Here is a 21,468-nt window from a genome sequence, read left to right as displayed (position 1 = left end):
CGGGGCGGACCCGGGACCCGCTCCGGGGTGGGCCCGGGACCCGCTTCGGGACCCGCTTCGGGGCGGGCTCCTGGGTGAGCCCCCGGGGTGAGCCCCGCTCCCGCGTGTTGACGCCGGGCCGTCCCCGCCCGGGGTGTGAAGCTGATCTGCGAGCGCGCTTAAGAAATCCTCGATGGACCCGGAGCCGCGCGTACGGAAGATTCTCTTCCAGGGATCTTGGGCGCACAGCCCTGCCCTCACCCCCACATCACAGGACACGCACGTCGGGAGCCGTTGCATTGAAGGCACTGGTCAAGCTGAAGGCGGAGCCGGGACTCTGGCTCACGGACGTGCCCGAGCCGGAGACCGGCCCCGGAGACGTCCTCATCAAGGTCAAGCGGACCGGCATCTGCGGCACCGACCTGCACATCCGCTCCTGGGACGGCTGGGCGCAGAAGACGATCGACACCCCGCTGACGCTCGGCCACGAGTTCGTCGGCGAGGTCGTCCACACCGGCCGTGACGTCGCCGACATCGCCGTCGGCGACCTGGTCAGCGGCGAGGGCCACCTCGTCTGCGGCAAGTGCCGCAACTGCCTGGCCGGCCGCCGCCACCTCTGCCGCGCCACCATCGGCCTCGGCGTCGGCCGCGACGGCGCCTTCGCCGAGTACGTGGTGCTGCCCGCCTCCAACGTGTGGGTGCACCGCGTCCCCGTCGACCTCGACGTCGCCGCGATCTTCGACCCCTTCGGCAACGCCGTCCACACCGCGCTCTCCTTCCCGCTCGTCGGCGAGGACGTCCTGGTCACCGGCGCCGGCCCGATCGGCATCATGGCCGCCGCCGTCGCCAGGCACGCCGGCGCCCGCAACGTCCTCATCACCGACGTCAGCGAGGAGCGCCTCGCCCTCGCCCGCAAGACGGGCGTCACCCTCGCCCTGAACGTCGCCGAGGAGACCATCGCGGACGGCCAGCGCACCCTCGGGCTCAAGGAGGGCTTCGACGTCGGCCTGGAGATGTCCGGCAACCCGCACGCGATGCGCGACATGGTCGCCAACATGACCCACGGCGGCAAGATCGCCATGCTGGGCCTGCCCAGCGAGGACTTCGCCGTCGACTGGGCGAAGATCGTCACCTCCATGATCACGGTCAAGGGCATCTACGGCCGCGAGATGTTCGAGACCTGGTACGCGATGTCGGTGCTCCTGGAGGGCGGCCTCGACCTCGCCCCCGTGATCACCGGCCGCTACGCGTACACCGACTTCGAGGCCGCCTTCGACGACGCGGCCTCCGGCAAGAGCGGCAAGATCATCCTCGACTGGACTGCGGGAGCCTGACCCATGTTCGATTCCGTTCGCGACGACATCCGAGCCACCCTCGAAGAGATCGAGCAGGCCGGACTCCACAAGCCCGAGCGCGTCATCGGCACCCCCCAGTCGGCCACCGTCGAGGTGACCGCCGGCGGACGCCCCGGCGAGGTGCTCAACTTCTGTGCCAACAACTACCTGGGCCTCGCCGACCACCCCGAGGTGGTCGCCGCCGCCCACGAGGCCCTCGACCGCTGGGGCTACGGCATGGCGTCCGTCCGCTTCATCTGCGGCACGCAGGAGGTGCACAAGGAGCTGGAGGCGCGCCTGTCCTCCTTCCTCGGCCAGGAGGACACGATCCTCTACTCCTCCTGCTTCGACGCCAACGGCGGCGTCTTCGAGACGATCCTGGGCGCCGAGGACGCCGTCATCTCCGACGCCCTCAACCACGCCTCGATCATCGACGGCATCCGCCTCTCCAAGGCCCGCCGCTTCCGCTACGCCAACCGCGACATGGCCGACCTGGAGCGGCAGCTCAAGGAGGCCGTCGAGGGCGGCGCCCGGCGCAAGCTGATCGTCACCGACGGCGTCTTCTCGATGGACGGCTACGTCGCCCCGCTCGACGAGATCTGCGACCTGGCCGAGCGCTACGACGCCATGGTCATGGTCGACGACTCGCACGCCGTCGGCTTCGTCGGCCCCGGCGGGCGCGGCACCCCCGAGCTGCACGGCGTCATGGACCGCGTCGACATCATCACCGGCACCCTGGGCAAGGCCCTCGGCGGCGCCTCCGGCGGCTACGTCGCCGCCCGCGCCGAGATCGTCGCCCTGCTGCGCCAGCGCTCCCGCCCGTACCTCTTCTCCAACACCCTCGCCCCGGTGATCGCCGCCGCCTCCCTCAAGGTCCTCGACCTCCTGGAGTCCGCCGGCGACCTGCGCGAGCGCCTGAAGGCCAACACGGCGCTCTTCCGCTCCCGCATGACCGAGGAGGGCTTCGACGTCCTCCCCGGCGACCACGCCATCGCCCCCGTCATGATCGGGGACGCCGCCGTCGCCGGCCGGATGGCCGAGCTCCTCCTGGAGCGCGGCGTGTACGTGATCGGCTTCTCGTACCCGGTCGTGCCGCAGGGGCAGGCCCGCATCCGCGTCCAGCTCTCTGCCGCCCACTCCACGGAGGACGTGAACCGGGCCGTGGACGCGTTCGTGGCGGCCCGCGCCGCCCTGGCCGGCTGAGGCCGGACCCGGCCCCTGGCCCCCGGGCCGGGCGGCCCCCGGTCCGCGGCCCGGAGCAGACCCTCCGGCCTGCGAGACTGGGGACATGATCGAAGCGCGGCGGTTGCACATCCTCCGTGCGGTGGCCGACCACCGCACGGTCACCGCGGCGGCCGCCGCGCTCTACCTCACCCCCTCCGCCGTCTCCCAGCAGCTCGCCGCCCTGGAGCAGGAGACCGGCCACCGCCTGGTCGAGCGCAGCGCCCGGGGCGCGCGCCTCACCCCGGCCGGCGAGATCCTGCTGAGCCACGCCAATGCCGTCCTGGCCCAGCTGGAGCGCGCCGAGGCCGAACTCGCCGCCTACGGCTCCGGCGAGGCCGGCACGGTCACGGTCGCCGCCTTCGCCACCGGCATCGGCCTCGTCGTGGCCCCCGCCCTCACGGCGCTCGCCCGCACCGCGCCCGGCATCCGGGTCCGGGTGCGGGACGCCGAGGGCGACGAGAGCCTGCTCATGGTCCTGGACCGGCAGGTGGACGTGGCCGTCGCCGTCGAGTACCGGGGCGCCCCCGGCGAGGATGACGACCGCCTCACCCGCGTGCCGCTCTACGCGGAGCCCTTCGACGCGGTCCTGCCGCCCGGCCACCCCCTGGCGGCCGGCGGGCGGGTCGCGCTCTCCGCCCTCGCCAAGGACGACTGGATCGGGCAGTCCACCGGCAACCCCTGCCACGACGTCACCGTCCTGGCCTGCGAGTACGCCGGCTTCGCCCCCCGCTTCGCACACGTCTCCGACGACTTCCGCGCCGTCGTCGCCCTCGCCTCCGCTGCCGCCGGGGTCGCCCTCGTGCCGCGCTCGGCGCTGCGCGGGATGGACCTCACGGGCGTCGAGGTCCGCCCGGTGGACGGGGTCGCCCCCACCCGCCGGGTCTTCGCGGCGGTACGGCGCGGAGCCGAGGAACACCCCCTGATCAGCCCGCTCCTGACGGAGCTGCGCACGGCCGCCGCCGACTGAGGGCGGCCCCCGGGGCCGGTCCGGCCGGTCAGTCCCGGGACGCCGTCCAGCCCACCGCCTCGATCCGCGCGCCGTCCGCCGGCCGGGCCTCGTCGAAGAGCGGGCGCCCCGCGCCGTCGAGGACCCGCACCCCGTCCACGTACACCCCGCGTCCGACGTACCGCGCGTCCGTCGCGTACCGCCACCGCAGCCGTACGGGGACGGATCCCCGGGCCGCCTCCGGCACCTCGGCCGCGAGCCGGTGCCAGACGCGCCCGGACCAGCCGCCCACCGTCCCCGCCGGGTGCGGCGACGGCTCCCCTCCCGGACGCGCGGTGACGAACGGCAGCGGCTCCCAGGACGCCCCGCCGTCGCGGGACGCCTCCAGGAAGACCGCGTCCGCGTCCGGTTCGGTGTCCCACCACAGCGCGCACTCCAGCCGCGCGGCGCCGGGGACCGGGGGCAGGGCGAGGGTGGCGGTGGCGCCGCTCTCCATCCCGGAGAACCAGGCCGTGCGCCCCCGGGCCGGCCGTACGGGCACGGCCCTGGCCAGCCGGTTCGCGGTGGCGACGCGCGGCGCGGAGCCGGAGCGCCAGGAGCGCACCGGGTGCACGGAGTTGCCGAGGACGATCAGGAAGGCGTCGGTCGTCGGGTCCAGGACGAGGCTGGTGCCGGTGAAACCGGTGTGCCCGGCCGTGCGGGGCGTGGCCATCGCGCCCATGTACCAGTGCTGGTGGAGTTCGAAGCCGAGCCCGTGCGCGTCGCCGGGGAAGGCGGTGTTGAAGTCGGTGAACATCAGCTCCACCGACGCGGGGGAGAGGATGCGGGCCCGGCCGTACGCCCCGCCGTTGAGCAGGGCGCGGGCGAGGATCGCCAGGTCCCAGGCGCGCGAGAAGATTCCGGCGTGCCCGGCGACCCCGCCGAGCGCGTACGCGTTCTCGTCGTGGACCTCGCCCCACACCATGCCCCGGTCCAGGCCCGACCAGGGCGGCCGGGCGTCCTCGGTGGCGGCGATGTCCGGCCGCCAGGAGGGCGGCGGGTTGAAGCGCGTGCGGCGCATTCCGAGCGGGGCGGTGATCTCGTCGTGGAGCAGGACGTCCAGAGCGCGGCCGGTGATCTCCTCCAGGACCAGCTGGAGCGAGATCAGGTTGAGATCGGAGTAGAGGTACGCGGTCCCCGGCGGGTTCGCGAGCCGCTCCTCCCGGAGCAGCCGCAGCTTCCCCTCCCGCGTCGGCTCCCGGTAGAGCGGGATCCAGGACCGGAAGCCGGAGGTGTGGGTGAGCAGTTGGCGCACCGTCACGTCCTGCTTCCCGCCGCCGCCGAACTCCGGCAGGTACGCCGTGACCCTCGCCTCCAGGTCGAGCGCCCCGCGCTCGATCTGCTGCACCGCCAGGATCGAGGTGAACAGCTTGGAGACCGAGGCCAGGTCGAAGACGGTGTCCTCGGTCATCGGCCGCTGCCGCTCCGGCGGCAGTTCGACGCCGGTGCCGGTCTTCTCGTCGTACGCGGCGTACCGCACGGCCGAGCCGATCGCCCGGTGCAGGGCCACGGTCCCGCCGCGCCCGGCGAGCAGGACGGCGCCCGCGTACCAGGGGTGCGCGGGGGAGGGGGCGAGGAACGCCTCGGCCTCCGTCACCAGCCGGTCCAGGTGCGGCGCGAGGAGCCCGGCCCGCGCGGCCGAACCGCGCCGCAGCGTGGTCCGCCGCGCGACGGCCCCGGACCCGCCTCCGGATCCGCTGCCGTTCCCGGCCCCGGACCCGCTTCCGGCCCCCGCCGCGAGACCGGTCCCCGGCACCGCACCGATCGCCACGGCTCCTCCGAGGGCCAGCAGCCCGCCGCCGAACGCGCGCCGGGTCGAACGTCCTTGTCTCGCCGCATCCTCCGTCATGCCCACTGTCTCCCACCGGGGGCAGCCGCCAAACGGCCCTGCTCGAACATCCCTTCCGGTAGCATCGTCCGTAAAGATCCCTTTGCTTTGAAAGCAAAATGAAGAGTGTGAAACCGAAACGAAGGGGGAAGGCGCGATGGCGAACGCCCACGAGGAGGACGAGGACCCCGGACCGGATCTGGACGAGGCCGTACGCACGCTGCTGCTGCTGATGCCTCGGACGGTCGCACGGGTCAAGCGCGTCAGGATCCCCGAGGACCTTCAGTCGCTCACCCTCGCGCCCCGCCACCTCTCCCTCCTCGCCCACCTCCTCTTCGACGGGCCGCTGAGCGTCAACGAGCTCGCCGCCCATCTGGAGGTCGCCCCCACCACCGTCAGCCTGATGGCGGGGGACCTGGCGAAGAAGGGCGTACTGGAGCGGGTCGAGGACCCGGCCGACCGCAGGCGGAAGATCGTCTCCATCTCCGAGCGGTACCGGGCCGCCATCGACGGCTGGCTCGGACGCAGCGCCGACGCCTGGCGTGCGGCCCTGGCCCCGCTCGACGCGCGGGAGCGGCGGATGTTCATCGAGACGCTCGCCGCGTACGAGCGCGGCCTCACCGAACCCCTGGAATGACCGAAATCGGGCGAAAGCCCCCTTTGTGGCAGGATGCGGATCATGAGTTCGAGCACGGCGGCAATGACACGTCAGTGGACCACCTGGGGACCAGTGGTGGCGGCGCTGGCCCTGGGCGCGGCCTGGGGGCGTGACCTCCCCGGCTTCGTCGTGGGGCTCATCGCGCTCTGCCTCCTCGTGGCGGTCCTCGCGGCGGTCCACCACGCCGAGGTGATCGCCCACCGCGTCGGCGAACCCTTCGGCTCGCTCGTCCTCGCCGTGGCCGTCACCGTCATCGAAGTCGGGCTCATCGTCACCCTGATGGCCGGAGGCGGCGACAAGACCTCCACCTACGCCCGCGACACCGTCTTCGCCGCCGTCATGATCACCTGCAACGGCATCGTCGGCATCTCCCTCGTCGTCGGCGCGCTCCGCAACCGCGTCGCCGTCTTCAACGCCGAGGGCTCCGGCGGAGCGCTCGCCATCGTCTGCACCCTCGCCACGATGACGCTGGTCCTGCCGACCTTCACCACCAGCCACCCCGGCCCCGAGTTCTCCGGCATCCAGCTCATCTTCGCCGCCGTCGCCTCCCTCTTCCTGTACGGCGTGTTCGTCGGCGTCCAGACGATCCGGCACCGCGACTACTTCCTCCCCGTGCCGCGCCCCGGCCACGAGTCGGAGGACGAGCACGCCGCCCCGCCGGGCAGCCGCGAGGCCTGGACCAGCCTCGGCCTGCTCCTCCTCGCCCTCGTCGCCGTCGTCGGCAACGCCAAGCTGGTCTCGCCCACCATCGAGGACGGCGTCGAGTCGGCCGGTCTGCCCAAGGCGGTCGTCGGCGTCGTCATCGCCCTGATGGTGCTGCTCCCCGAGACCCTCGCCGCCGTCCGCGCGGCCCGCCGGGACAGGATGCAGACCAGCCTCAACCTCGCCTACGGCTCCGCGATCGCCAGCATCGGCCTGACCGTCCCGGCGATCGCGCTCGCCTCGATCTGGCTCTCCGGGCCCCTGGTGCTCGGCCTGGGCCCCCTCCACCTGGTCCTGCTCGCCCTCACCGGTGTGGTGAGCGCCCTGACCGTGGTGCCCGGACGGGCCACGCTCCTCCAGGGCGGCGTCCACCTCTCGATCTTCGCCGCCTTCGTGTTCATGTCGTTCAGCCCCTGACGGGCCCCGGCCGGTCGGTCCCGGACGACCACCACCCGCGGCGCCGGCGAGCGCGGGACGTCCTTCTCGCGGAACGGGGAGGCCGCCCGGCGCCCGCCGGCGCGCAGCCGTGTCCGGCGCGCCACCGAGTACTTGACCTCGCGTACGGTGCGCGCCGAGGATCGCGCCATGAGCCGACTCCTCAGCCGCACCGTCGACGGCGTCCTGCGCGCGAGCGCCCGGCGCGTCCCCGACCGGACCGCCCTGCGGTACGCCGACCGGAGCTGGACGTACGCGGAGCTGGACGCGGCCGTCTCCACCGCCGCCGCCGTCCTGCGGGAGGCCCACCACGGCATCGGGCTGCCGGAGTACGCCCGGGTCGCCACCTACGGCCACAACTCGGACGCCTATCTGATCGCGTTCCTGGCGTGCGCCCGGGCCGGCCTGATCCACGTGCCGGTCAACCACCACCTGACCGGCGACGACCTCGCGTACGTCCTGGAGCAGTCGGACAGCTCGCTCGTCCTCGCCGACCCCGCCCTCGCGGACCGGATCCCGGACGGCTTCTCCGTCAAGCCGCTGCGGGACGCGCCCGGTTCCCTGCTCGACGCGCTCGCCGAACCGGAGACGTACGACACCGACCGCGACGCCCGCGACCTCGCCCAGCTGCTCTACACCTCGGGCACCACCGCCCAGCCCAAGGGCGCGATGATGACCCACCTCGCCCTGGCCCACGAGTACGCGAGCGCCGTCGAGGCCCTCGACCTGCGCGAGGACGACCGGCCCGTGCACGCGCTGCCGCTCTACCACTCGGCGCAGATGCACGTCTTCCTGCTGCCCTACCTCGCCGTCGGCGCCGAGAACACCCTCGTCGACGGCCCCGACCCGGCCGTCCTCCTCGACCTGGTCGAGTCGGGCCGGGCCGACAGCCTGTTCGCCCCGCCGACGGTCTGGATCGGCCTCGCCAACCACCCGGAGTTCGCCGCCCGCGACCTCTCCGCGCTCCGCAAGGCCTACTACGGGGCCTCGATCATGCCCGTGCCCGTCCTGGAGCGCCTGCGCGCCCGGCTGCCGGAGCTGCGCTTCTACAACTGCTTCGGCCAGTCCGAGATCGGCCCGCTCGCCACGGTCCTCGGCCCCGACGAGCACGAGGGCCGGATGGACTCCTGCGGCCGCCCGGTCCGCCACGTCGAGGCCCGGGTCGTCGACGAGAAGGGCGACGACGTCCCCGACGGCACCCCCGGCGAGATCGTCTACCGCTCGCCGCAGCTGTGCGAGGGGTACTGGAACAAGCCCGAGGAGACCAGGGCGGCCTTCAGGAACGGCTGGTTCCACTCGGGCGACCTCGCGGTCCGCGACGCCGAGGGCTACTACACGATCGTCGACCGGGTGAAGGACGTCATCAACTCCGGCGGCGTCCTGGTCGCCTCCCGTCAGGTCGAGGACGCCCTCTACACCCACCCCGGGGTCGCCGAGGCGGCCGTGATCGGCCTCCCCGACGAGCGCTGGATCGAGGCGGTCACGGCGGTGGTCGTCCCGCGCGGCGAGGTCACCGAGACCGAACTCCTCTCCCACGCCCGCGAGAAGCTCCCCCACTTCAAGGCCCCGAAACGCGTCCACTTCCTGCCCGAACTGCCCCGCAACGCGAGCGGCAAAATCCTCAAGCGCGAACTGAGGGACCGGTTCGCGGAGGCCCAGGGGGTGTCTGACACCCCCTAGGACCCGCCCGGGCCCCGGGGCTCCTCACCCGGGGCCGGTCCGCCCGGTGGAATCGAGGACCGAGGCCAGGAACCGGCGCACGGTCTCCAGCTCGTCCGGACCGAACCCCTCCGCGACCGTCACCACCCCGTCGATGACCGGCCCGAAGAAGGCCCACCCCAGCTCCACCGCCTTCTCCTCCACCCGGAGGAGGACGCGCCGCCGGTCCTCCGCGTCCCGCTCCCGCCGGACGAGCCCGAGCCGTTCCAGCCGGTCCACCAGCGCGGTGGTCCCGGCGGAGTTCAGCCGTACTCCCCATCCCTCGAACCCTTGCGTACCATCCCGCTGAACGAGATGGTCGCTCGGCGAGAGGAACGTGTGTGTCTCCGTCCGCCCACGAACGCGCCTTCGGCCTCGCCTACGACGAACTCCGCGCCCGCTGGCCCGCCTTCACCGAGGAGCGGGACGTCGACACCCCGTACGGACGCACCCGCGTCCACGTCCACGGTCCGGTGGACGGCCCTCCGCTGGTGCTGCTGCCCGGCGGCTCCGCCACCGGTCTGGTCTGGTTCGCCAACGCGCCGGCCCTGGGGGAGCGGTACCGGATCCACGCGGTCGACCTCCTCGGCGACGCCGGCCGGACCGAACGCCGGGGCAGGCCCCCGAGGAGCGCCGACGACCTGACGGCCTGGCTGGACGCGCTCCTGGACGGGCTCGCCCTCACCCGCACGCACCTGTGCGGCCATTCGTACGGCGCCTGGCTGGCCGTCCGGTACGCGCTGCACGCGCCGGAGCGGATCGACCGCCTCGCCCTCGTCGACCCCACCCAGGTCTTCGCCGGGTTCCGCCCCGGCTATCTGCTGCGCGCGCTGCCCCTCCTGATCCGCCCGAGCGAGGCCCGCGCCCGCGCCCTCCTGGCCTGGGAGACCGCGGGCACCCGCCCGGACGAGACCTGGCGGCGCCTCCACGCCCTCGCCGCCACCGCCCCCGGCCGCAAGCTCGTCACCGGCGGCCGGCCCCGGGTCGCCGACCTGCGCGCACCGCTGCTCGTCCTGCTCGCGGAGCGCAGCCGCACCCACCGCGCCGCCGAGGTCGCCGACCGGGTCCGGCGCGCGCTCCCGGAGGCCGAGGTGGTCCTGCTGCCCGGAGCCACCCACCACTCCCTGCCGCTCGTCGAACCGCACCGGCTCGACGAGCGGCTGCTCGGCTTCCTGGGCTGACCGCACCGGCCGGAGCACGTTCCCCGGCCACCGGACAGGACCTACCCGGACAGCCCCTACGCGGAGTCCCGCAGGTCCACGATCCGCCGGATCTTGCCCACCGAGCGCTCCAGCGTCTCGGGGTCGACCACCTCGACCCCGACCGAGACGCCGATGCCGTCCTTGACCGCCGCCGCGATCGCCCGGGCCGCCTCCGCCCGCTCCCCGGCCGTCGCGTCCGGCCGGGCCTCGGCCCGTACGGTCAGGGCGTCGAGCCGGCCCTCCCGGGTCAGGCGCAGCTGGAAGTGCGGGGCCACGGCCGGGGTGCGCAGGACGATCTCCTCGATCTGGGTGGGGAAGAGGTTCACCCCGCGCAGGACGATCATGTCGTCGCTGCGCCCGGTGACCTTCTCCATCCGCCGGAAGACCCGCGCGGTCCCCGGCAGCAGCCGGGTCAGGTCCCTGGTCCGGTAGCGGACCACCGGCATGGCCTCCTTGGTGAGCGAGGTGAAGACCAGCTCCCCCTCCTCCCCGTCCGGCAGCACCTCGCCCGTGAACGGGTCCACGACCTCCGGATAGAAGTGGTCCTCCCAGACGTGCAGGCCGTCCTTGGTCTCCACGCACTCCTGCGCCACGCCCGGCCCCATGACCTCCGACAGGCCGTATATGTCGACCGCGTCGATCGCGAACCGCTCCTCGATCTCCTTGCGCATCTCCTCCGTCCACGGCTCGGCCCCGAAGACGCCCACCTTCAGGGAGGTCGACCGGGGGTCCACACCCTGCCGCTCGAACTCGTCGAGGAGGGTGAGCATGTACGAGGGGGTGATCATGATGACCTCGGGCCGGAAGTCCTGGATCAGCCGCACCTGCCGGGCCGTCATGCCGCCCGAGGCGGGGATCACCGTGCAGCCCAGGCGCTCCGCCCCGTAGTGGGCGCCGAGCCCGCCGGTGAACAGGCCGTAGCCGTACGCCACGTGGACCTTGTGCCCGGGGCGCACGCCGGCGGCGCGCAGGGAGCGGGCCACCACGTCCGCCCAGACGTCCAGGTCGCCCTCGGTGTAGCCGACGACGGTGGGCCGGCCGGTGGTCCCGCTGGAGGCGTGGATCCGCCGGATCCGCGACGGGTCGACGGCGAACATCCCGAAGGGGTAGTGGTCGCGCAGGTCCGACTTGGCGGTGAAGGGGAACCGGGCCAGGTCCGCGAGCGTGCGGCAGTCGTCCGGGGAGACCCCGGCCGCGTCGAAGGAGCGCCGGTGGAAGTCCACGTTCTCGTACGCGTGCCGCAGGGTCGCGCGCAGCCGCTCCAACTGGAGCGCCGCCAGCTCCTCCCGGCCGAGCCGCTCGCCGCCGTCCAGCAGTTCTTCCGTCATGCGCCTCTCCTCCACGCTCTTCACCGCGCTCCTCGCCGTGCCCTCGAAGCAACCTACCGATCATTCGGTAGATCCGCCCGGGTCAGTAAAACCGGAGGTACGGGGGGCTTGGCAAGGGGTCGGACGCGAGGGGACCGGAGACGGGGCACCCGATCGCCCGCATGGACCACGCCTCCCGCGCCGTCGAACCCCCTTTGTGTGCTTTCGCGGCGGCCCGGTGCCCGTGGCCGGGCGGGGCGGGAAGGAGGGGAGCGCCCCCGCCCCGCAGAAAGACAGGTCCCCGTGCTCGACGCCCCCGCCCCCGACGCCGCCGACGCCCCCCGGATCCGCTTCTGGGCCGTCCCCCACCTCACCGGCCTCGACTTCGACCCGCTGCTCGCCGAACTGCTCCACGAGGACCCCGTCACCCGGATCCGGCTGCCGCACGGCGACGGCCACGCCTGGCTCGTCACCCGCTACGAGGACGTCAGGTTCGTCTCCGCCGACCCCCGCTTCAGCCGCCGGGCCGCCCGCGGCCGCCCCGTCACCCGGGTCGCGCCCCGACCCGTCCCGCTGGAGGGCGACGTCGGCTTCGCGGACCCGCCCGACCACACCCGGATGCGCCGGGCCCTCGCCCGCGCCTTCGGCCCCGGCCCCCTGCGGACCCTGCGCGACCGCGCCCAGGAGGCCATGGACCGGCTCCTCGACCGCGTCGAGGACCACGGCGCCCCCGCCGACCTGGTGGAACTCGTCCACCGGCCCTTCCCGCTCGCCGTGGCCGGCGCGCTCATGGGCGTGCCCGAGGGCGACCGGCCCCTGCTCGCCCACTGGGCCGCCACCGCCGTCTCCGCCGACGCCGGCCGGCGCGCCGGCGAACGCGCCAGGGCCGACGCGGTCCGCTACTTCACCGAACTCGTCGGCCGCAGCCACGGCAGCGGCGGGGAGACCCTCGCCGCCGTCCTCGCCGACGCCGTCGACGACGGGACCCTCACCGGACGCGAGGCCGCCGGACTCGCCTTCCTCGTCCTGACCGGCGGCACCCGTGCCGTCCGCAACAACACCGCCCACATGGTGTACGCGCTGCTCACCCACCCCGAACACCTCGCCCGGCTGCGCGCCGAACCCGCCCTGCTGCCGCGGGCCGTCGACGAACTCCTCCGCTACATCCCGCACCGCGACGCCGTCGGGCTCCCCCGGATCGCCCTGGAGGACGTCGAGGTCGGCGGGGTCGTCATCCCGGCCGGGGACCCCGTCTACGTCTCCCACCTGACCGCCAACCGCGACCCGGCCGTCTTCCCCGACCCCGACCGGCTCGACTTCGACCGGGACCGAGCCCCCCACCTCGCCTTCGGCCACGGCCCCCACGCCTGCCCCGGCGCCGCCCTCGCCCGGATCGAGTCCGAGGTCCTCGTCGCCTCCCTGTGGGACCGCTTCCCCGACCTGTGCCTCGCCGTCCCCGCCGAACGGCTCCGCTGGCAGCGCGGCGCCTCCGTCCGGGGCCCCGAAACCTTGCCGGTGACGTGGTGACCCGCCGGACGAGGCCGCGTCCACCCGCCGAAACCCGTTGCCGGGCGCGGGCCCGGCTGCTGGAGTGGCCGCCATGGAAACCCAGCACCCGGGCACCCCGCACACCGCCCGCGACCCCCGTGAACTGCTCGACCTGTACGACCGCCAACTGCGCCGCGAGGCCCGCCCCGAGGGCCCCGGCAGCCGCGTCGAACGCGTCGGAGCCGTCGTCCGCCAGACCGGCCCCGCCCACACGTGGAACGGCGTCCTCTGGTCCGGACTCGACGCCGGCGACACGGCGGGCGCCGACGCCGCCGTCGCCGCGCAGATCGCCCACTACCGGACCGCCGGCCTGCCCTTCGAATGGAAGCTGTACGGGCACGACGCCCCCGCCGACCTCGGTGACCGGCTCCGCGCGGCGGGCTTCACCGCCGGGGAGCCCGAGACCCTGATGGCCGCCGAGGCCGCCGCCCTGCCCCGGGACGTCCCGCTGCCCGAGGGCGTCGAACTCCGCGCCGTCACCGACGAGGCGGGCGTGCGCCAAGTGGTCGAGGTCCACGCACGCGCCTTCGGCACCGACAGCGACCACATCGGGCGCCAGCTCCTGGACCACCTCACGACCGGCCCCGGCGCCGTCGCCGCCGTCGTCGCCCTCGCCGACGGCGAACCCGTCAGCGCGGCCCGCCTCGAACTCCACCCCGGCACCGACTTCGCAGGCCTCTGGGGCGGCGGCACCGTCGAGGGCTGGCGCGGCCGCGGCCTCTACCGCGCCCTCGTCTCCCACCGCGCCCGCATCGCCGCCGACCGGGGCCACCGCTACGTCCAGGTCGACGCGGCCCCCACGAGCCGCCCGATCCTCCGCCGCCTCGGCTTCCTGGAGCTGACGACCACGACCCCGTACACGTACGAGCTCTGAACCGGCCTCCCCGGCCGCTCAGGCCGTCCAGTGCGCGGGACGCTCGAAGCCCTCCGGGAGGCGGGTGGCGGCGTCCCCGCGCGCCGAGTTCAGCTGGGGCTGCGTGAGGAAGAGGGCGTCCGTCAGGTCCGCGCCGGACAGGTCGGCGTCCCGCAGGTCGGCGCCGATCAGATCGGCGAGCGACAGGTCCGCCCCCGTCAGGTCGGCGGCGATCAGCAGCGCCCCGCGCAGGTCCGCGCCCCGCAGCTTCGCCCCGCGCAGCCGCTTGCCGATCAGGTCCGCCCCGCGCCGGCTCTTCGGCCGGCCGCCGGCCGTGGCGCGGACCAGCTCGCTCGTCCGGAGCAGCAGCGGGTTCACCTCGCCCCGCACGGCGTTCACGTCCAGCCTCCCCAGCGCGTCCGGCGTTCCCGCCGCGAGCGCCTCCACCCGGGCGAGCGCCGCCCGCACCTCGGCGTGCACGGGCCGGGCGGCGCGCAGCGCCAGGGCCTCGGTGAGGTACCGCAGCAGCTCATGGAGCCCGCGCACCACCGGGAACACCTCGTACATCGGCCGAGCCGTCTCCGGCGCCTCGCGCCACGACACCCCGCCGAAGGTCACCTGGGACACCCGCTGGCCCGCGCCGAAGCAGTCGTACACCGTGCAGCCCTGGAAACCGCTCGGCCGCAGCCGCGTGTGGATGCCGCAGCGGAAGTCCTCCCGCAGGTTCCGGCAGGGCTCGCCGGAGGACTTGTCCACGGCGAAGTCCGCCGACTTGGCGAAGGGCAGTGCCACGCAGCACAGGCCGAAGCAGTTGGCGCAGTCGCCGCGCAGCGCGGATTCCCGGGTGTCGGGCACGGTGAAACGGTTCCTTAAGGGTGGGGGAAGGGTGCCGGGGACGGCCCGTCCACCGTATCGCGCCCGGCCCGCGCCCTCGGCGAAATCCGTTGCCGAGATCATCGGGACCGGTGAGGATCGGCGCATGCCGACGTTCACGACGTATGACGGAACCGAACTCGCCTACCGCACGCAAGGGGAGGGCGAGCCGCTGGTGTGCCTGGCGGGCGGCCCGATGCGCGACGCCGCCTACCTCGGGGACCTCGGCGGGCTCGCCGCCCACCGGACGCTCGTCCTCCTCGACGCCCGGGGCACCGGCGCGAGCGCCGAGCCCGCCGACCCCGGCACCTACCGCTGCGACCGGCAGGTCGGCGACGTCGAGGCGCTCCGCGCCCACCTCGGCCTGGACCGGATCGACCTCCTCGGCCACTCGGCGGGCGGCAACCTCGCGACCCTCTACGCCGCAGCCCACCCCGAGCGGATCCGCTCCCTCGTCCTCGTCACCTCCGCCGCCCGCGCGCTCGGCGTCACCACCACCGACGAGGAGTGGGACGCGGCCGCCGAGGTCTTCGCCGACCGGCCCTGGTACCCGGAGGCCAGGGCCGCGCTCGACGCGATCGGCCCCGACACCCCGCTGTCCCGGGTGTACGGGATCGCCGCCCCCTTCGCCTACGGCCGCTGGGACGAGGCCGCCCGGGAACACGCGGCCGCCACCGACCGGCAGACCCGCTGGGAGGCCGCCGGCGCCTACCACGGCGAGGGCGCCTACGACCCGGCGGCGACCCGCCGCGCCCTCGCCGCCCTCACCGCGCCGGTCCTGGTCCTGGCGGGGGAGCACGACGCCGGGCCGACCCCCGCGAAGGCCGCCGAGGCGGCCGCCCTCTTCCCGTCCGCCGAACTCGCCGTCCAGCCGGGCGCCGGCCACTACCCCTGGGTGGACGACCCGGACGCCTTCGTCCGCACGGTCGCCGCCTTCCTCGATCCCACCGTCCGCACGGTCACCGTGGACGGCGTGCGCCTCGCCCACCGGGTCACGGGACCGGAGGGCGCCCCGCCCGTCGTCCTGGTCCACGGACGCGGCGAGAACAGCACCACGTGGACGGGGATCGCGGCCGACCTGGCCACCGACCACCGGGTGTACGCGCTCGACCTGCGCGGCCACGGACTCAGCGACCGGCGGCCCGGCGGCTACGGCTTCGACGCCTTCCGCGACGAGCTCGGCGGCTTCATCGAGGCCCTCGGTCTCACCGGCGCCACCGTCGTCGCCCACTCCATGGGAGCCGCCGCCGCGTACCTCCTCGCCCGGGACGAGCCCGGACTCGTCGGCCGCCTCGTCCTGGAGGAGCCCCCGGTCTTCTTCCCGCTCGACCCGCCGCGCCCCGTCGCCGAGCGCCCCGAGGGCCCCCTCGGCTTCGACCGGGAGATCGTCCCGGCCACCGACGCCCAGCTCAACGCCCCCGACCCCGACTGGCGCGACCGGCTCGCGTCGATCACCGCCCCCACCCTCGTCCTGGCCGGCGGCCCCACCAGCCACGTGCCCCAGGAGCAGCTGTCCTGGCTGGCCGACCGGATCCCCGGCGCCCGCCTCGTCACCCTCGACGCCGGACACCTCGTGCACGCGGACCGTCCGAACGAATTCCTTTCGGCGGTAAGGGAGTTCGGCCTGTAGCGGGATCTACCCTCACCCGCCGTGCCGCTCCTGCGCGGCCATCACCTCGTCGCCGTGCTCGAAGGCCCACTCCCCGAACGCGCCGATCGGGCCGAGCAGGGTCCGGCCCAGCGGGGTGAGCGCGTACGCGGCCCGGGACTCCGTCCCGGCGCCCACGCGCCGCTCCACCAGGCCGTTGAACTCCAGCCGCCGCAGCGTCTCGGTGAGGACCTTGGAGCTGATGCCGCCGATCCGCCCGCGCAGCTCGACGTGGCGGCTCGGGCCGTCGCGCAGGGCCCAGAGGACCACCGAGTTCCAGGTGTTGGCGAGCAGGTCGAAGGCCAGGCGGGCACGGCAGTCGGCGAGGTATCCGTCGGAAGTCACGTACCGGATGGTGCCCGACCGGCTCCCTAGTGTCATCCCCGAAGTGCCGGACGCCGGCACCGGAGGACCGGGAGACCGGCGAGACCCGAAGGACGGGAACGATGAGGATCGGTGTACTGGGAACGGGCAGCATGGCGGACGCCCTCGCCACCCACTGGGTGCGGGCGGGCCACGAGGTGCTCGTCGGCGGCCGGGACGGGCGGCGGGCGGAGCGGCTCGCCGCCCGGCTGGGCGGCGGGACGCGGCACGGGAGCCTGGAGGAGGCGGCCGGGTTCGGGGCCGTCGTCCTCGCCGCGCTGCCGTACGGCGCCGGGGCGGAGGTCGTCGCGGACGTACGGGCCTCCCTGGCCGGACGGGTCCTGCTGGACTGCTCCAACCCGGTGGGCCCCGGCTTCCGGCTGCTCACGGAGGGCGGCCCCTCCGCCGCCCGCCGACTGGCCGACGCGGCGCCCGGGGCGCGGGTCGTCAAGGCCTTCAACCTCTGCCACGAGGACGTGTGGCGGATGACCCCGCCCGTCTTCGACGGGAGCCCCCTCGCCGTCCCGGTCTGCGGCGACGACGGGGAGGCGCTCGCGCTGGTCGAAGAGCTGGTGCGGGACGCGGGCTGCGCCCCGCTGGCCGGGGGCGGCCTCGACCGCGCCGGCCTGCTCGAAGCGACCGCCGCGCTCTTCATCGGCCTGTGGGTCGGGGAGGGCGCGGACGCCCGGGCGATCGCCCCGCCCCTGGCGTTCGCGACGGGCCCGGCGGCGGGCGCCCCGCCGCGCCCGTGACCCCGTCCGCCTACCCTGGCGCCCATGAACGCGGAACGTGATCTGACCCGGCTCCTCGCCGGCCTGCGACCGGAACTCGACCCCGGCCGGTACGTCTTCACCACGGTGGACGGCCCCGCCCCGGCCGGGCTCGCCCCGGTGGTCACCGTCGCCGAGCCCGAGGGGCTCACCCTCGTCGTGCGGCAGGAGGAGGCGGACGCCGCCTCCCTCGCGTACGACTACGTGGCGGGCCGGATCACGCTGCGGGTGCACTCCGCGCTCGACGCCGTCGGGCTCACGGCCGCCGTCGCGCGCGAACTCGCCGACGCCGGCATGAGCTGCAATGTGGTGGCCGGGTTCCACCATGATCACCTCTACGTCGAACACGCCCGCGCCGAGGAGGCCTTGGACGTCCTGAACCGGCTCGCGGAGCGCTCCGGCGGCCTGACCGGGTGACACGTGCGGGCGGCTCCGGCCGACGCGCCCCGAGCCTTGCCGACCCCGACCCCGGCTCCGGCCTCCGGCCCCGAGCCCGGCTCCGGCCTCCGGCCCCGAGCCCGGTCGCCCGTACGGCGTACCCGGAGCAGTCGGACGGGCACCTCGGGTGACCGGGCTCGGGGCGGCCGGGCGCTCCGGATGCGCAAGGTCCCCGGAGGTGCCGCCGGGCACCCGCCCGCCCGGGGCCGATGGCCGTCCGTGCCCCGCCGAGGACCCTTCGGGGCACGGAGCGGAAGCCGTGACACCCCCGGGCGGGCGGACCGCCGGTACGGAGCCGCCCGGCGCGTCGCGTCCCGCCCCGGGGCACGTACCATGGCCGTATGTCCTTCCTCCGCCGCCGCAGCGCCGCCACACCCGCGGGTCCGGACTTCGACGTCCTGGCCATGGACCCGGGGGACTGGCCCGGCAATCTCGGCGCCGGCCTGCTGCCCGCGCCCGACGGCTCCTGCCAGGGTGTGTTCCTCCGGTACGACCTGTTCGGCGGCCGAGGCCCCGCGATGATCATCGGCAACCTGCCGGCGGGCTCCCCGGCCCGCGAGCTCGCGGACGGCCAGATCCCCTTCGAGGTGGCGCAGCTCCTCGCCGCCCTGGAGAACGACGAGCCGGTCGAGGTGCTCGACACCGAGGACGTCCCCGTGATGCAGGGCGACAACCTCCTCATCGTCCGCCGCCTCAAGCTCTCCGAGAGCCGCATCTCCTGCGTCCAGTTCGACCGCAGCGACAACGTCCTCGTGACGATCGCCAGTTGGGACCGGCCGATCACCGACGACCTGTACGCGCTGCTCAAGCCGCTGCCCGCCGAGCTGTTCCAGCAGGGCTGACGGGGGAGCGGGGCAGCGTGAGCGCGCGCGTCGACAGCTGGATCTGGGCGGTCCGCCTGACCAAGACCCGCTCCCAGGCCGCGGTGGCCTGCCGGGCCGGACACGTCAAGGTCAACGGCGAACGGGTCAAGCCCGCCCAGCCGGTGAAGCCCGGCGACGAGGTCCGGGTCTTCCACGGCGGCCGGGAGCGGATCGTCGAGGTCAAGGTGCTGCACACCAAGCGGATCGGGCCGCCGGTCGCCGCCGAGGCGTACGTGGACAACAGCCCGCCCCCGCCGCCCCGCGAGCACGTCGCGGTCGCCGCCGTCCGCGACCGGGGCGCCGGCCGCCCCACCAAGCGCGAGCGCCGGGAGATCGACGAACTGCGCGGCCGCCGCCCCTGAGTCCCGCACGAGGGGAAGCCCCCGGGAAGGAACCTCCCGGGGGTTTTCGCGCGCGTCGGCGGGGTGCGGTGCGCAGGCAAGTCAGCGGGGCGCGGACCCGAGCAGCTCCGTCACCCGCGCCGCCGAGGTGCCGAGCCCCTTCGGGCCGTGCCGCAGCAGCGGGGTCCCGGCGCCCGAGCGCACGTCCTCGGCCCGGTAACGCCGCACGTTCCGGTGCCAGTTGAGGATTCCCGCGAGCCAGTCCTCCAGCTCCCGCAGATACGCCCCGAAGGCCGCCCTGCCCTCCTCGTCGAGCCCGAAGTCCTCGTAGAGCAGCGGCACTTCGTGCTTCTTCACGTGCTCGTACTGGCGCAGCCTGCCCCGCATCAGGTCGTCGACCATCGCGACCGCCGTCGGGTAGTCGCAGTCGAAGAACTTCTGCAGCACCAGGACGCCGTTGTGCACCTCGCCCTCGACCTCGATCTCCTTCTGGTACGAGAAGAGGTCGTTGAGGAGCGTCGCGTAGTCCATGACCGACCGCTCCAGGGCGCGCACCGTGCCCGTGCGGTGGAGCGCGGCCGGCAGCGCGTCGGCGTGCCGCAGCCGGCACAGCAGGGTGGTCAGCTCCGAGCCGAAGGTGGAGCGGCGCATCTCGATGTAGTCGACCGGGTCGGGCACCCGGTGCTGCGCCTGGTTGTGCAGCTCCCACAGCCAGCTGTCCAGCATGGCGTCGAGCGCGTGCCGCAGCTGCCCGCGCGCCTCCGGCGGCATCGGGCCCGCCGTCCGCGCCCACAGGTCGGCGAGCGAGCGCTCCATCGGGTTCACGGCGAACGCCGCCCCCAGGGCCGGGTCCTCAAGCGGCATGCAGGCCTTGAACCGCTCGGTCTGCTCCTTCGCTCCGGCGAGGTCGCGCGGCCGGCCGAAGACCAGCGGGTAGTGGTCGTCCCCGTACGTCCCCCAGGTGAGCCACTCGGAACTGAGCTCCAGCTCCTCCAGGGTGGCGTCCGGGTCGAGCCCCGCCGCGCACAGCGCCAGGTCGAAGCCGTCCATCATCGGCCGGTCCCAGATGTCGTCCAGGAGCCCCATCCGCTCGGCCCAGTCCCCGGAGCGCCGCTTCGCCTCCGCGTGGTGCGGGCTGAGCGCCAGCGGGTACGGCAGGTCGAACTCGGGCAGCAGCGACGGCCCCACGTACTGGTGGGGCACATGGGTGAGGGCCCGCAGCCGCGAGGCCGCCGGCCGCCCGAAGAGGTTCCGGACGTCCAGGGCCGAGGTGCCGACGATCCCGTCCAGGTGCGAGGGACCGCCGACCATGCCCTCGTTCATGTACCGGCTGGAGCGCATGTGCCACTCGTGCCCGCCGGACTGCCAGTCCTGGAGCCCCTTCGCGTACGCCGCGACGGCCGCGCACTCCTCCGGCGCGAGCCCCTTCTCGACGGCGAGCGGCGGCACCTCGGTGAGGGCCGTGTTCTCGAACTGCTGGAGCCGCGAGGTCAGCAGGTCGTTGACGGCGTTCGCCGCCTCCTGCGTCGTGCAGCCGAGGAACCGCTCCAGGACGAGCACGCCGTTGCTGTTCTCGCCCTCCTCCTCCACCTCGCGCTGGTACGAGAAGAGGTCGTTGCGCAGGTGCACCGCGTCCGAGAAGGTGTCCCGCAGCACGCACAGCGGCCGGGAGCGCGCCACCCGGTCCGGGACCTCCGCCCCCGCCGCGTACTCGACGAGCCCCGCCGACCAGGGTGCCCCGCCCACCTTGCGGCGCATCTCGATGTACTCGACGGGGTTGGCGACGCGCCCCTCGTTGATGTTGTCGAGCTCCCAGAGCGACTCGTACAACAGGTGCTCCGTGGCCTCCGCGAACCGCTTGCGCCAGCCGTCGGACATCGCGGGCACGGTTCGCCGCCAGAGGTCCGCGAGGCCCGCCTCGACCGGGTTGGTCGGCTCGGGCATGTCCGCCGGGTCCGCCGGCATGAACATCGGCAGCCGGTCCAGATAGGCCTTGCTCCCGGGCCGGTCCTGGGTGCGCTTGAAGACCTCCAGGAAGTGGTCGTCGAAGAAGAAGACCCAGGTGTACCAGTCGGTGACGAGGTTCAGGACCTCCTCGCCGCAGTCGGGGTGGGTGTAGGCGCAGAGCAGCGCGTAGTCGTGGGAGTCGAGGTCGTGCTCCTCCCAGACCCCCGAGCCCTCCAGCATCCCCCTCTCCCGCGCCCAGGCACGCGTGTGCGTGCGGGCGGCCTCCACGTGGGGGTTGAGGCGCGCCGGATACGGGACGTAGAAATCCGGCATGACGAAGGGCTGCGGCATGTGCTGGGGGGCCTTCCGGTGTGCGAGGGGCGGTCCGACCGGCCCAGCCTTACCCCTCGCCCGTACGGCGCACACGATCTCCCGAATAGTCGTATGAACGCCGACGGGGTGGTGCCGGACC

At 74.3% G+C, this 21,468-nt stretch carries 20 protein-coding genes; 14 read left to right on the top strand and 6 right to left on the bottom strand.

Annotated features, from left to right (window positions below; translation table 11 throughout):
- Positions 1–278: 278 nt before the first annotated feature.
- The 3 genes from tdh to ACWGSR_RS00735 all read left to right on the top strand — a co-directional run bounded on the left by tdh (position 279) and on the right by ACWGSR_RS00735 (position 3,504).
- The gene (gene tdh / locus ACWGSR_RS00745; protein WP_376235234.1) at positions 279–1,313 is read left to right on the top strand and encodes an L-threonine 3-dehydrogenase; all 1,035 of its coding nucleotides are present in this window, start codon (positions 279–281) and stop codon (positions 1,311–1,313) included.
- Positions 1,314–1,316: 3 nt separating this feature from the next.
- Positions 1,317–2,516: a glycine C-acetyltransferase gene (locus tag ACWGSR_RS00740; RefSeq protein WP_453562744.1), complete on the top strand. Its 1,200-nt coding sequence runs from the start codon at positions 1,317–1,319 to the stop codon at positions 2,514–2,516.
- Positions 2,517–2,601: 85 nt separating this feature from the next.
- Complete coding sequence (locus tag ACWGSR_RS00735) at positions 2,602–3,504, top strand: LysR family transcriptional regulator (protein ID WP_376235239.1); 903 nt, start codon at positions 2,602–2,604, stop codon at positions 3,502–3,504.
- A gap of 28 nt (positions 3,505–3,532) precedes the next feature.
- On the opposite strand, the gene ACWGSR_RS00730 is transcribed toward ACWGSR_RS00735, so the two are convergent.
- A complete protein-coding gene (locus ACWGSR_RS00730) occupies positions 3,533–5,371 on the bottom strand; it encodes a serine hydrolase (RefSeq protein ID WP_453562743.1) in 1,839 nt (612 codons plus the stop codon).
- A 136-nt stretch (positions 5,372–5,507) separates the two neighbouring features.
- Between ACWGSR_RS00730 and ACWGSR_RS00725 the strand changes: the two genes are divergently transcribed.
- The 3 genes from ACWGSR_RS00725 (at position 5,508) to ACWGSR_RS00715 (ending at position 8,825) form a co-directional block, all read left to right on the top strand.
- Complete coding sequence (locus tag ACWGSR_RS00725; RefSeq protein WP_376235243.1) at positions 5,508–5,987, top strand: MarR family winged helix-turn-helix transcriptional regulator; 480 nt, start codon at positions 5,508–5,510, stop codon at positions 5,985–5,987.
- Between the two features lie 42 nt (positions 5,988–6,029).
- Positions 6,030–7,127, top strand: a complete 1,098-nt coding sequence (locus ACWGSR_RS00720) for a calcium:proton antiporter (protein ID WP_453562741.1) — start codon at positions 6,030–6,032, stop codon at positions 7,125–7,127.
- A gap of 168 nt (positions 7,128–7,295) precedes the next feature.
- On the top strand, positions 7,296–8,825 hold the full coding sequence (locus ACWGSR_RS00715; RefSeq protein WP_453562739.1) for a fatty acyl-CoA synthetase: 1,530 nt from the start codon (positions 7,296–7,298) through the stop codon (positions 8,823–8,825).
- 24 nt (positions 8,826–8,849) lie between these two features.
- Here ACWGSR_RS00715 and ACWGSR_RS00710 read toward each other — a convergent pair whose 3' ends face one another.
- The gene (locus ACWGSR_RS00710) at positions 8,850–9,110 is read right to left on the bottom strand and encodes a MarR family transcriptional regulator (protein ID WP_453563093.1); all 261 of its coding nucleotides are present in this window, start codon (positions 9,108–9,110) and stop codon (positions 8,850–8,852) included.
- Positions 9,111–9,184: 74 nt separating this feature from the next.
- Here ACWGSR_RS00710 and ACWGSR_RS00705 point away from each other — a divergent pair, with 74 nt between their 5' ends.
- Positions 9,185–10,024 (top strand): alpha/beta fold hydrolase, encoded by an 840-nt coding sequence (locus ACWGSR_RS00705; RefSeq protein WP_453562738.1) that lies wholly within the window; start codon positions 9,185–9,187, stop codon positions 10,022–10,024.
- 56 nt (positions 10,025–10,080) lie between these two features.
- On the opposite strand, the gene paaK is transcribed toward ACWGSR_RS00705, so the two are convergent.
- Positions 10,081–11,373, bottom strand: coding sequence for a phenylacetate--CoA ligase PaaK (gene paaK, locus ACWGSR_RS00700; protein ID WP_453562736.1), 1,293 nt, complete (start codon positions 11,371–11,373; stop codon positions 10,081–10,083).
- 282 nt (positions 11,374–11,655) lie between these two features.
- On the opposite strand from paaK, the gene ACWGSR_RS00695 reads away from it, so the two are divergent.
- Together ACWGSR_RS00695 and ACWGSR_RS00690 are read left to right on the top strand one after the other, a co-directional pair.
- On the top strand, positions 11,656–12,879 hold the full coding sequence (locus tag ACWGSR_RS00695) for a cytochrome P450 (RefSeq protein WP_453562735.1): 1,224 nt from the start codon (positions 11,656–11,658) through the stop codon (positions 12,877–12,879).
- A gap of 73 nt (positions 12,880–12,952) precedes the next feature.
- Positions 12,953–13,774, top strand: a complete 822-nt coding sequence (locus tag ACWGSR_RS00690) for a GNAT family N-acetyltransferase (RefSeq protein WP_453562733.1) — start codon at positions 12,953–12,955, stop codon at positions 13,772–13,774.
- Between the two features lie 18 nt (positions 13,775–13,792).
- On the opposite strand, the gene ACWGSR_RS00685 is transcribed toward ACWGSR_RS00690, so the two are convergent.
- Positions 13,793–14,608 carry a pentapeptide repeat-containing protein gene (locus ACWGSR_RS00685; protein WP_453562731.1) on the bottom strand — a complete coding sequence of 272 codons (816 nt, stop codon included), beginning with the start codon at positions 14,606–14,608 and terminating at the stop codon, positions 13,793–13,795.
- Positions 14,609–14,732: 124 nt separating this feature from the next.
- Between ACWGSR_RS00685 and ACWGSR_RS00680 the strand changes: the two genes are divergently transcribed.
- Positions 14,733–16,256, top strand: a complete 1,524-nt coding sequence (locus ACWGSR_RS00680) for an alpha/beta fold hydrolase (protein ID WP_453562729.1) — start codon at positions 14,733–14,735, stop codon at positions 16,254–16,256.
- A gap of 12 nt (positions 16,257–16,268) precedes the next feature.
- Here ACWGSR_RS00680 and ACWGSR_RS00675 read toward each other — a convergent pair whose 3' ends face one another.
- Positions 16,269–16,619 (bottom strand): winged helix-turn-helix transcriptional regulator, encoded by a 351-nt coding sequence (locus ACWGSR_RS00675; RefSeq protein WP_453562727.1) that lies wholly within the window; start codon positions 16,617–16,619, stop codon positions 16,269–16,271.
- A gap of 101 nt (positions 16,620–16,720) precedes the next feature.
- On the opposite strand from ACWGSR_RS00675, the gene ACWGSR_RS00670 reads away from it, so the two are divergent.
- The 4 genes from ACWGSR_RS00670 to ACWGSR_RS00655 all read left to right on the top strand — a co-directional run bounded on the left by ACWGSR_RS00670 (position 16,721) and on the right by ACWGSR_RS00655 (position 19,070).
- A complete protein-coding gene (locus tag ACWGSR_RS00670; protein WP_376235270.1) occupies positions 16,721–17,389 on the top strand; it encodes an NADPH-dependent F420 reductase in 669 nt (222 codons plus the stop codon).
- 24 nt (positions 17,390–17,413) lie between these two features.
- The gene (locus ACWGSR_RS00665) at positions 17,414–17,824 is read left to right on the top strand and encodes an ACT domain-containing protein (RefSeq protein ID WP_453562725.1); all 411 of its coding nucleotides are present in this window, start codon (positions 17,414–17,416) and stop codon (positions 17,822–17,824) included.
- A 362-nt stretch (positions 17,825–18,186) separates the two neighbouring features.
- Positions 18,187–18,687, top strand: a complete 501-nt coding sequence (locus ACWGSR_RS00660) for a hypothetical protein (RefSeq protein WP_351182495.1) — start codon at positions 18,187–18,189, stop codon at positions 18,685–18,687.
- Positions 18,688–18,704: 17 nt separating this feature from the next.
- On the top strand, positions 18,705–19,070 hold the full coding sequence (locus ACWGSR_RS00655; protein WP_453562723.1) for an RNA-binding S4 domain-containing protein: 366 nt from the start codon (positions 18,705–18,707) through the stop codon (positions 19,068–19,070).
- A gap of 81 nt (positions 19,071–19,151) precedes the next feature.
- On the opposite strand, the gene ACWGSR_RS00650 is transcribed toward ACWGSR_RS00655, so the two are convergent.
- Complete coding sequence (locus ACWGSR_RS00650) at positions 19,152–21,347, bottom strand: terpene synthase family protein (RefSeq protein ID WP_453562721.1); 2,196 nt, start codon at positions 21,345–21,347, stop codon at positions 19,152–19,154.
- Positions 21,348–21,468 lie beyond the last annotated feature (121 nt).

The organism is Streptomyces sp. NPDC055632 (assembly GCF_053618675.1).
This window is presented reverse-complemented; position numbering and strand designations above follow the sequence as displayed.